The organism is Thermophagus xiamenensis (assembly GCF_900112795.1).
Lineage (GTDB): Bacteria > Bacteroidota > Bacteroidia > Bacteroidales > Marinilabiliaceae > Thermophagus > Thermophagus xiamenensis.
The window spans coordinates 1-11136 of record NZ_FONA01000036.1; the positions used below are offsets into that span (position 1 = coordinate 1).

Annotated in this window: 7 protein-coding genes; 2 read left to right on the forward strand and 5 right to left on the reverse strand. The window is 45.9% G+C overall.

The features are described 5' to 3' along the window. The first annotated feature begins 1338 nt into the window (after window positions 1–1338). Window positions 1339–2040, forward strand: coding sequence for a glycosyltransferase family 4 protein (locus tag BM130_RS15715; RefSeq protein ID WP_237706063.1), 702 nt, complete (start codon window positions 1339–1341; stop codon window positions 2038–2040). A 177-nt stretch (window positions 2041–2217) separates the two neighbouring features. Continuing rightward, the gene (locus BM130_RS14750) at window positions 2218–2583 is read left to right on the forward strand and encodes a four helix bundle protein (protein WP_044138280.1); all 366 of its coding nucleotides are present in this window, start codon (window positions 2218–2220) and stop codon (window positions 2581–2583) included. 124 nt (window positions 2584–2707) lie between these two features. Here BM130_RS14750 and asnB read toward each other — a convergent pair whose 3' ends face one another. The 5 genes from asnB to BM130_RS14775 all read right to left on the reverse strand — a co-directional run bounded on the left by asnB (window position 2708) and on the right by BM130_RS14775 (window position 11043). Beyond that, on the reverse strand, window positions 2708–4564 hold the full coding sequence (asnB, locus tag BM130_RS14755) for an asparagine synthase (glutamine-hydrolyzing) (RefSeq protein ID WP_010526027.1): 1857 nt from the start codon (window positions 4562–4564) through the stop codon (window positions 2708–2710). Between the two features lie 1412 nt (window positions 4565–5976). Next, window positions 5977–7020, reverse strand: coding sequence for a glycosyltransferase family 4 protein (locus BM130_RS14760; protein ID WP_010526028.1), 1044 nt, complete (start codon window positions 7018–7020; stop codon window positions 5977–5979). Between the two features lie 772 nt (window positions 7021–7792). After that, the gene (locus tag BM130_RS14765) at window positions 7793–9076 is read right to left on the reverse strand and encodes an O-antigen ligase family protein (protein ID WP_010526029.1); all 1284 of its coding nucleotides are present in this window, start codon (window positions 9074–9076) and stop codon (window positions 7793–7795) included. A gap of 141 nt (window positions 9077–9217) precedes the next feature. Further along, window positions 9218–10402, reverse strand: a complete 1185-nt coding sequence (locus tag BM130_RS14770; RefSeq protein ID WP_010526030.1) for a glycosyltransferase family 4 protein — start codon at window positions 10400–10402, stop codon at window positions 9218–9220. A 77-nt stretch (window positions 10403–10479) separates the two neighbouring features. Continuing rightward, window positions 10480–11043 (reverse strand): glycosyltransferase, encoded by a 564-nt coding sequence (locus BM130_RS14775; protein ID WP_081474929.1) that lies wholly within the window; start codon window positions 11041–11043, stop codon window positions 10480–10482. Between the last annotated feature and the right edge of the window lie 93 nt (window positions 11044–11136).

The window sequence follows — 11136 nt, forward strand, 5'->3', positions numbered from 1 at the left end:
CTTCATTTCGCTTCGCTCATTCATCAATGAGAGCTCTGGAAAAGTGGTATACTTTTGATGAATATTGGTGGTATACTTCTGATGAATATTAACAATTTTCAGCCGCGGAGCGGCGACAGCTTTGTAGCAATAGTGCAACCATATACAACCTGAGCCCCTCATGAACTGACCAACCATCGTTGAAAACAGGAGCAATAGTGCAACCATATACAACCTGAGCCCCGTCGGGGCGACAGAACGGTAGACCAGAGGCAAACACCCTCCCTCACCCCCCAACCCCCTGAAGGGGGTGCGCCTGCCCGCAGAAGCCAGTTAGGCCAATAGGTCATTAGGCTATTAGGCTATTAGAAACGGAGTCCGAAGGACTCCCATGTTTATAGCTAAAAAGCAGCAACAAAAACCATCGACGCCGTAGGTGTCGAATAATTATTGGTCACAAATGATAAAATGGTGAAACGGTTGAAAGGCGGAATGGCAGAATGGCAGCCCCAACGTGACAGCAGAACGTTAAGGCAGAAATAATTAAAGGATATATAAATAAATGGAAATAAAATAGATGTAAATTGTTCGCTTCAAAATCAGCCTAACAGCCTATTGGCCTAATTGCCTAATCGCCTAACGGCCTAATAACCTAACAGCCTATTGACCTAATGGCCTATAACCTAATAACCTATTAGCCCATTAGCCCATTAGCCTAAGGGCCTATTTTCTATTGGCCTAACAGCCTAATAACCCATTGGCCTAAGGGCCTACCGGCCTAACGGCCTATTGGCCTAATAGCCTATCGGCCTAATAACCTATCGGTCTAATGGCCTATTAGCCTAACCGCCTAATGACCTAATAGCCTATCGGCCTATTTGCCTAATATATTATCTTTGCCCCATGGACCTCAATGAAACAAAAAAAAGAATAGTTATTCTTTACGACTACTTCACCCCGGCCTTTAAGGCGGGAGGACCGGTACAATCTATCACCAACATGGTGCGGCTGCTGGGAGACCGGTATGAATTTTATGTTGTGACCACCAACAGAGACCTGGACGGGACCATTCTGACGGTGGATGCCGACCGGTGGGTCGATTTTGAAGGCAAGGCATCCGTCTTTTATGCTTCTCCAAAGTATCAATCCTTTGGAGGTGTTACGCGACTCGTCCGCGAGGTGAAGCCTCAGGTGGTGTACATCAACGGCCTCTTCTCGTTGTTTGCCACCGTATATCCTTTGGCAGGCAATGTGTTGCATGGCATGAGACAAACCCGATACATCGTGGCACCCCGTGGCATGTTTCAGCAGGGGGCTCTGGCACTGAAGGCCACCAAGAAGCGTGTCTTCCTCTCTCTTATGAAGCCTTTCCTCCGACGTCCCAATGTGGCATGGCATGCCACCGACCTTCAGGAACAACAGGATATCCGCCGTCATGTGGGGAGCAGGGCACAGGTGACCATCGCCGGTAACGTCCCTGCTGTATTGAATAACAACCCCACACCTCTCTTCCGAAAAGATGAATTAAGGGTGGTGACCGTAGCGCTGGTGGTGAGAATGAAAAATCACATCACTTTTTTAAATGTTTTGAAAGATTATAAGGGGGAGAAAAGAGTTATCTACGATATCTATGGCCCCTTAAGAGACCATGAATACTGGCAGGAATGTCTGCGCCTCATTGAGCGGATGCCTCCCAACGTGACGGTGAACTATAAAGGGGCGGTGGAACCCCAAAAAGTAGCAGGCATCCTCTCGCAATATCACTGCTTTGTGCTGCCCACCTTCGGCGAAAACTTCGGCCACTCCATCTTTGAAGCCCTGGCCGCCGGGCTGCCCGTACTCATCAGCGACAAAACGCCCTGGAACCACGTGCAGGACCTTCAGGCAGGATGGGTCGTCCCGGATAATAACCGGATGGATTGGCATAAGGCCTTCAAGGAAGCGATAACCCTGACACCTCAACAATGGCAGGAGATGAGCGAAAATGCCCGTTTTGTGGCCAGGAATTACCTGAAAGAGGCGGGGTTGGAAGGAAAGTATCAGAGGCTGTTAGGCCGATAGGCCACTAGGCCATTAGGCCACTAGGTTATTAGGCCATTAGGCTGTTAGGCCATTAGGTTATTAGGTTATTAGGCCATTAGGCTGTTAGGCCATTAGGTTATTAGGTTATTAGGCGATTAGGCTGTAGGCTATTAGGATTATAGGGTGTATTTTCCTTTAATAATTGATAGAATTATTATGGAGAATTTTAGCTTTAAGAATCTTCGGGTCTGGCAAAAAGCGATGCATTTTGCAGAAAGATGTTTGGATATTGCCGAAGGTGTTCATGGGCATTATCGTTTGGTTGAGCAATTGGAGGCGGCGGCATCTTCTATCCCGCAAAATATTGCTGAAGGAGAAGGAAGAATAAGTAATAAAGAAAAAATAAATTATCTATATTTTGCCCGTGGTTCATTGTTTGAAGCTATCACTGTTTTAAATCTGTTTTATTATAAAAAGATAATATCCTCTAGTACCCTTGACGAAATGGAAGAATTGGGCATTGAAATATCAAAGATGATTAACTCTTTAATCGCACAAAAAAGAAAATTTAACTCACAATAATCCCCTAGCCGCCTAATAGCCTAATGGCCTATCGGCCTAATAGTCTAACGGCCTAATTACCCAATGGCCCATTGGCCTAACCGCCTAACGGCCCATTGGCCTAATAGCCCAATGGCCTAATAGCCTATTGGCCTAACGATCTGATCGTCTCTTCCAGCACTACCAGGGGCCAGACTCGGGAAAAGGTGACTGATGGATCTCCTTTGAGGAAGCGGTGCCAGATATCCAGTACGCCGGGCTCGTAAAACATTTCGCGTTGCGCCAGGGTGCGAATGCGTTGGTCGGCAAAATCGTGCATCACACCTTTGAGCCAGTCGCGCCAGGGGAAGACGAAGCCCATTTTGGGACGGTTCACGATGTAGTCGGGTAGCAGGTCGGGAAGGCTGTCAACCAACAGCTTTTTGGGTGTGACAGGGCGCTTGAAGGCGTCGGGAAGCGAGAGGACATACTCTACCAGCTCATGGTCGAGGAAGGGGACACGCACTTCCAGCGCATGGGCCATGCTCATCTGATCACTGTCGCGCAGCAATACGTTTTGCATGTAGGTGGTCATCTCGGCAACGGAGACCCGTGACAACACTTCACCGGTTTCATTTACCTTATTTTGCCGTAGCCATCGTACCGGGTTATGTTCAGGCAAAGAGCTGCTACGCAATATCCCCGCCAGCTGAGGGTCCATCAGTGCCTGACGGGAAATGGCAAAGGCTTCCTCGAAATGATAATTCTTCATGGTCATAAGGCGCATCACTTTGGTGGAGGCTACGCCCGGCTTTAAGGCCATCAGTGCCTTACCGGCTGCTTTCCTAAGGGATAGAGGTAAATGCCACAACCATTTTCGTTGTTCGAGGGTGACCATACGGTTAAAGATGGGGTAACCACCAAAAAGTTCATCGCCGCCCAGACCCGAGAGTGCCATGGTGATGCCTGCCTCTTTGGTCATTTTCGACACCACCCAGGTGTTGGGACCATCGCCACTGGGGTGGTCCATAGCTGCCAGGGCGTCGGGAATCATCTGCAGGAAATCCTCGGGTTTCAGGTGTATCTCATGATGGTTGGTTTTATGCATTTTGGCCACATGGCGGGCATAGGGTGCCTCTGAAAAGTCATCCTCCGAAAAGGTGATGTTAAACGTATCCACCTGTCGGTTCGATACTTTGGCCATAGCACCTACTATGGCACTCGAGTCGATGCCTCCCGAAAGAAAGGCTCCGAACGGAACATCGGCTACCAGCCGCCGTTCCACCGCCTTAAAAAAGAGGCGACGAACCTCGCGCTTTACCTCTTCGTAGCTTTCAGGGGTCTTTTTCCCTGCCCTGAAGGGCGACCAGTAGGTCTCCACACCGGTTTGGTTGGAGGATAACTCATATCTTAAGATGGTCCCCGGAACCATCAGATGAACATCTTTCAGGATGGTATCGGGTGCCTGGACGGTCTGGTACCGAAGGAAATCAACCACGGAAGCCTCATCCAGCTTCCCGGATATTAGATTAGATGTCGTTAAAGCACGTATCTCGGATGAGAAACAAAAGGCTTCGGGCGTGTGACACCAGTAGATCGGTTTGATGCCGAGGCGGTCGCGAACAAGGGTGAGGGTCTTTTCCTGCTTGTCCCACACGGCGATGGCAAACATGCCGTTGAAGAGCTCCACGCATTTGTGGCCCATCTCCGACCAGGCAGCCAGCACCACCTCACTGTCGGTCTGTGACCGGTACGGGTAGTTGAAACGCTGACGAAGATCGGCATAGTTATATATCTCACCGTTGAAGACCATCACATAGCGTCCACAGGCCGAGATCATGGGCTGGTGGCCCGCCTCCGACAGGTCGATGATGGAGAGACGCCGATGTCCCAGGGCGGCGACACCTTCCACCCACTGTCCCTCATCATCGGGACCACGGTGTGACAACCGGCTGTTCATGGCCTTTATACGGGCCTCTTTGTCTTGTATCGTTCCGGATATGATTCCGTTTATTCCGCACATAATGTAATAGGTTGTTAGGCTATTAGGCCATTAGGCTGTTAGGTTATTAGGCCAATAGGCAATTAGGCCAATAGGTTATTAGGCCGTTAGGCAATTAGGCCATTAGGCTAATAGGCCATTGGGTTATTAGGCGATTAGGTCAATAGGTTATTAGGCAATAGAATATTAGACTGATTTTGCTGTATGCAATTTATATCTATTTTATTTCTATCTATATCCTTTAATTATTTCTGCCTTAACGTTTTGCTGTTATGTTGGGGCTGCCATTCTACCATTCAATCGTTTTAACATTTGACCTTACCATTTATGACCAATGATTATTCGACACCTACGGCGTCGATGGTTTTATTGTTGCATTATTGCTATAAACATGGGAGTCCTTCGGACTCCGTATCTAATAGCCTAATGGCCTAATGACCTATTGGCCTAACTGGCTTCTGGTTTTGCGGGCCGGCGCACCCCCTTCAGGGGGTTGGGGGGTGAGAGCGGGGGAGCTATTTCCGTTTTACCGCTCTGCCGCCGCTCCGCGGCTAGAATAGGCCGTTAGGCAATTAGGTTATTAGGCCAATGGGCCGTTAGGCCATTAGACCATTTTTACATCATACAATTTATATCTATTTTATTTCCATCTAATTTCTATCTATATCCTTTAATTATTTCTGCCTTAACGGTCTGTTGTCACGTTGGGGCTGCCATTCTACCATTCCGCCATTCAACCGTTTTAACATTTGACCTTACCATTTATGACCAATGATTATTCGACACCTACGGCGTCGATGGTTTTATTGTTGCATTTTTGCTATAAACATTGGAGTCCTTCGGACTCCGTATCTAATAGCCAAATGGCCTAATGACCTATTGGCCTAACTGGCTTCTGGTTTTGCGGGCGGGCGCACCCCCTTCAGGGGGTTGGGGGGTGAGGGTGGGGTAGCTTGCTTCCGTTTTACCACTCTTCCGCCGCTCCGCGGCTAGAATAGGCCGTTAGGCGATTAGGTCATTAGGCCAATAGAAAATAGGCCCTTAGGCCAATGGACCGTTAGGCCATTAGACCATTTTTAAATCATACAATTTATATCTATTTTATTTCCACCTTATTTCTACTTATATCCTTTTATCTGGTTTCTGGTCTCTGGCTTCTGGCATCCTGTCTACCGTTCTGTCGCCTCTCCGCAGCTACCATCCCACCATTCCACCGTTTAACCATTTTTATCCACTTTATTTCTATTTATATCCACATATATCCAATAATTATTTCTGATTTCTAACTTCCAATATCATCAGCATATTAGCACATCAGCACATTAGCACATCAACCCATTCAATCCCTTCAATCTCATCGCCTACCAGCCTAACGGCCTAATAGCCCAATAGCCCAATGGCCTAATGGCCTAACGGCCTAATAGCCTAATAACCTACTGGCCTATTGTCCTAACCGCCTGTTCCGCCCACATCTTCGGGGTGTAGCTCATGCCCAGCTTATGACTGTGGCGTGCCATGGTGCGCAGCTCCTCATCGGAAAGTGACATCATTCGTTTCAGGGCCTGTTTCAGGTCTGCCCGGCTTTCATTTTGGAAGAGGTAACCGTTTTTACCATCTTCGAGGAAGCGGGTGGCGGCACCCACGGCCGATGAGCAGATCATGGGAAAGCCTGCGGCAGCCATCTCATGCACCACGACGCCCCAGGGCTCGAAGCGGCTGGGAAGGACAAAGACACCCGCACCTTTCAGCGTCTCTTTCAACTCATCGGGTTGCAGAAATCCCAGATGCTTAATTTTGGGGTGGGTGGGCCGTTGGTCATAGAGATCGCCGGTGCCGGCGCACCACAGTTCCCAGTCGTTGGGTGTCTCTTTCTGAAGCTCCATAAAGGCCGGGAAGAGAAGGTCCAGACCCTTTTGGTGGACGTAACGTCCCACATAGATGAGTTTACGCGGGAAGGGCGAGGCTTCGCAACGGTCGGGAGCGGCGCCGGAAAAGTGATCCACATCGGCACAGTAGAAACCCTCGGCGATGCGTTCGGGACGGAATCCCAGCTTCAGGGCATAATGCTTCTGCGGAGCGCCCGGAACCCAGGCATGTGTAAAGAAACGGTGAAGCAGGAGAGGAGCTGCCAGTCGCATCACCTGCTGACGGGCTGTCCCCAGCCAGTGGTTATCCATGCTCATCACAGTAGGGATAGTTTCTTTAAACTTCCGGCACACCTGTAAATAACCCTTATCCACCCATCCGCTGGTGATGATGAGGTCGGGCCTTATCGTCCGCACCAAAGCAACCAGTTGCCTGGTGTTGTAGTCCTGACGCTCATAAACCGTAACTCCCTCCGGAAAGGTAAACCGGAACGGTGCTTCCTTATTTACCGGCCATCGAACAATATGGACCGCGTGCCCCTGTTGAACCAGTTCGCGCACCCCCGCTAAAAAATAGGATGCCAACTCAGTATATTGAAACAGTATTGTCATGGTTGGTGTTGAGTTATTAGTATTAGGCTGGTTAGGCTATTAGGCCGATAGGTTATTAGGCCGATAGGCTAGTAGGCCAATAGGTTAATAGGCTATTAGGTTTTAGGTTATTAGGCCGATAGGCTAGTAGGCCAATAGGCCAATAGGCCATTAGGCGATAGGATGTTAGGTTGATTTTGCACGATACAATTTATATTTATTTTATTTCCATTTTATTTTTATCCTTTAATTATTTCTGCCTTAACGTTCTGCTGTTACGTTGGGGCTACCCTTCCACCATTTCGCCTTTCCACCGTTACCGTTCTGTCGCCGCACCGCGGCTGACAATAAAGGCCGTTAGGTTGATAGGCCAATAGAAAATAGGCCCTTAGGCCAATGGGCCGTTAGGCCATTAGACCATTTTTACATTATACAATTTATATCTATTTTATTTCCATCTTATTTCTACTTATATCCTTTTATCTGGTTTCTGGTTTCTGGCTTATTGCATCTAAGCTATAAACATAGGAGTCCTTCGGACTCCGTTTCTAATAGCCTAATAGCCTAATAGCCTAATGGCCCAATGGTCTAACTGGCTTCTGGCTTCTGACCTCTGGTTTCCGTCATCTGCGGGCCGGTGCACCCCCTTCAGGGGGTTGGGGGGGTGAGGGTGGGGAAGCTTGTTCCCGTTTTACCACTCTGTCGCCGCTCCGCGGCTGGAATAGGCCGTTAGCCTAATAACCTAATCGCCTAGTGGCCCAATGACCTAATGGCCTAATCCACCTTATCTATCTTATCCGTCTCCAAAGAAATCTTCATTTCCCAGCATGCTTAGTATGATGACCAGCACAATGGTAAAGGGATTAAGAGAGGCGGTCAGCCACGATTCCACCGAAATGGAAATCAGCATGCCGAAGAACAAGGCCCAGACCAGGGGGGTGTGGTGTGAGGCCCTGATAAAGCCTGTTAACCAGCCAATGCTAAACAACACAAGTCCCACCAGACCCGTGTTAAGCCACATGGTGAGCCAGCTGTTGTGAACATTGCCCTGGTGACCATGTCGTTCGAAATATTCTTTATATTGAGCCAATACATGTTCGTCGTACGTAAAGCCGTGGCTGAACCAATAGTTTTTCTGTATGTTTTCCCACGCCACTTCTGCTACCACCACCCGTCCCGAGCCTGTCTCCAAGGTTTCCAGACGGAAATAGTCGGCCAGACCCAACGAAGTCACGATGGCTTCAAAGTTAGCCAAAATAATCTGGTACGAAATAAACAGAAGAGCCATAACGATGAATCCCATTACGGCATCTCTCTTTATTAAAAACCATGCAGCCACAAAGAGGGCGGTGGAAAAGAGTCCTCCTCGCGAACCCGCCATCACCAAAGAGGCAAAAATTACGAGATACACAAAAATAACCTGATTACGCGTAAACAAATGACGGTGAAAATAGTGTATGTAGGTGAAAAGGACTGTAAAGAGAAATCCGTAAATACCCATCCCGTTGGGATTGCCCAGTAAGCCGGAATAACGCTCCCCCTTAAAGATGACAAAGCCGGGCGACAGAAAACGCAATGCAATACCAATGCTCAAAACAACCACGCCCACCATCACCAGATGATAAAGAAAACGATCCCGTTCATACGTTAGCAACAGATCAACAAGAGGAGGGATGACCGTGAGTAACAAAACATATGATACCGTCTTTTGAAAACCGGTGAAAGCCACCGGGCTGCCAATCAACGAAACAAAAGCAACAATAAAAAACGGAATAAAGGGCTTGACAAATTTCATGGGGTCTTTGCCTGTGGGCATCAGGAAATATAAGACCCCCATCATCAGCATCATTGCTGTTTTTAAATTTTTTGCGAATGCGAAGATGCCTTGACGACTGTCACTAAAGGTCAAAACCAGCCAGAAACCCAGCAACAGCCACAACCACTCACCCCTGTTCTTTAGAAAAAACATGTGAAGCGGCACCGCCAAATAGACCAGTGGACCCGTAAATATGCCCAAGGCCAACCAAAAGAGCAGTGTTAGGTAGTTGTTTTTTTCGTACAGGAGTTCTGTTAACATTTATGAAAATGTTGGTTTTGTTTAGGCAAAGAAAAGAAATTTTGAGATTGTTACCTTCGGTTTACTATTGCTTTTTAAATTGTTGCAGTAAATTATTAGTTTATGATTAAGGTTGTTTTGCTAATTATCCGAAAATGTAATTTAATGTAATTTAATTTGCTGATTATTGTCTTTCATAATGTGTTTTATCTCTTTAATTGTGTCCTTAGCTACCTTTTCCCACAGGAACTTTTCTTTTATCCGAAAAATTGAGTTGTATTTCATTCGCTGCAATAAATTTTCATTAATATTAAGCATTTCAAGCAGGGCATTCTTTAAAGCGGGTTTATTTCCGGGTGGGATAATTATCCCGTTGGATGAATCCACCTGCTCACTCACGGCTCCCACATCGGTGGCAATTATGGCACATCCGCTGGCCATGGCTTCCAGAATAACGGTAGGCATTCCTTCGCTCCACGACGGACAAACCAGAACATCCGCTTCCCTTAAAATGGCTTTTATTTTATTTTCATTTCGAACCTCTCCGTGGTAGATGAGGTTGGTCATTCCTTTAATTTGTTTCTTTTCAGGGATGGGACCAATGAAATGAAATTCGAAATTTGTGGTTGGTCCATTTAATAAATTATTGAGAACTGTAGTCAGTTCTTCGATGCCTTTTCTGCGTTCGTAACGACCGATGTAAACGAATTTTCGGAGAGTATTTTGATTAAATTCAGGATTTGTAAATAACCAGTCCTCTGTTATTCCAATGGGGATTTCAATAATTTTTGAGGGTGTCTGACGAATCTTTTGTTGAATTTTGGTAAGTTTATTACCCAACGAAAAAATGATATCAGAATGTTGCAGATTCCATTTCGTCCATGGTCTCAATAGATAATGCTCCAACTTGACCTTCTGATTAGGTGCTTTCTGGAACATTTCCAGACCATGAAAGTTGATACCGGTTTTAATGATTTTTTTAGACTTATTTCTTTTTAGTAAATACCAACCTGAAAATCCTTGAATATATACAAAGTCGGGTAACGGCTGCTGAATAAATTGCTGATATACCCTTTTTGAGTATATATAATTTTCCCGAATATAATGACCGGGATATCTTTTGGTGTTTGGAAAGCGAACCGGTAAAAACCTTAGGTTGTTCAACTCTTCAGGTGTAAAACCTTCGGCCTCTTTGGTTAATTTTTCTTCTTCCGAAATGGCATGGTAAACATCCACTTTTACACCCTCTCGGGCCAGGTATTTGGCCAGGTAGTAGCTGTGTTTTTGCATGCCTCCCATTTTATAGGGGTAGATGCCGTCGGTGAGAAGGGAAATTTTAGTTCGCATTTAATTTTCAAATGTTTGTTTAATGTAACTCTATTCTTTAGGTTATAGTTGTTAAAATTTGTGTTTTAAGAATTGGGTTATTTTCTCGAAGTTACATATATATTAATTAGTTTATTGGCATGTTTTTCCGGGTCATGTTCTTTTTTAATTCTTTCAATGGATGCTTCAGCTTTTGGTAAAATATTTTCCGGCTTTAGAATTATTTCGTTAACTATGGAATAAAGTTTCTTTTCAATAATAGTGCTGAATATTTTCCTGTCTTTAGCGGTCTTCAAAATGCCATTCCCGTTTTTGTCTTTGGGAACAGATATTATCCAACCACACTCATTATTGTTTATCTCGGGTAATGCTCTTATATCGGTTGATATTACAGGGCACCCACATGCCTGGGCTTCTAAAACGAAATAGCCATAAGTATCAGCATAGGTTGGTAACAGAGCTACATGAGAATTTTTTAAGAGTTTTAGGACTTTCTCATTTGGCATGGGCCCTAATATTTTTATGGAATCAGGTAAATGATGGAACTGATTTTTCAACAATTCTACATCCTTTTTATTGGTGTTTGAGGCATACTTGTCCGGACTAAAATTTGAAATAATATTGAGTTGAAATTTGTTCCCATTTTGCGCTAATTGTTTAATTCTACTTTAACAGATTTATTGCTTTGAATAACAGAGGTCTATATCGCGCTGTCGCTTTTCATGTCGCTGCCGCAGTTTTTCCAGCATCCGTTC

Excerpts from the sequence above, each read along its gene's own strand:
- BM130_RS15715 (WP_237706063.1), top strand. The coding sequence starts at position 1,339 with ATGAAGCCTTTCCTCCGACGTCCCAATGTGGCATGGCATGCCACCGAC.
- BM130_RS14750 (WP_044138280.1), top strand. The coding sequence starts at position 2,218 with ATGGAGAATTTTAGCTTTAAGAATCTTCGGGTCTGGCAAAAAGCGATG.
- asnB (WP_010526027.1), bottom strand. The coding sequence starts at position 4,564 with ATGTGCGGAATAAACGGAATCATATCCGGAACGATACAAGACAAAGAG.
- BM130_RS14760 (WP_010526028.1), bottom strand. The coding sequence starts at position 7,020 with ATGACAATACTGTTTCAATATACTGAGTTGGCATCCTATTTTTTAGCG.
- BM130_RS14765 (WP_010526029.1), bottom strand. The coding sequence starts at position 9,076 with ATGTTAACAGAACTCCTGTACGAAAAAAACAACTACCTAACACTGCTC.
- BM130_RS14770 (WP_010526030.1), bottom strand. The coding sequence starts at position 10,402 with ATGCGAACTAAAATTTCCCTTCTCACCGACGGCATCTACCCCTATAAA.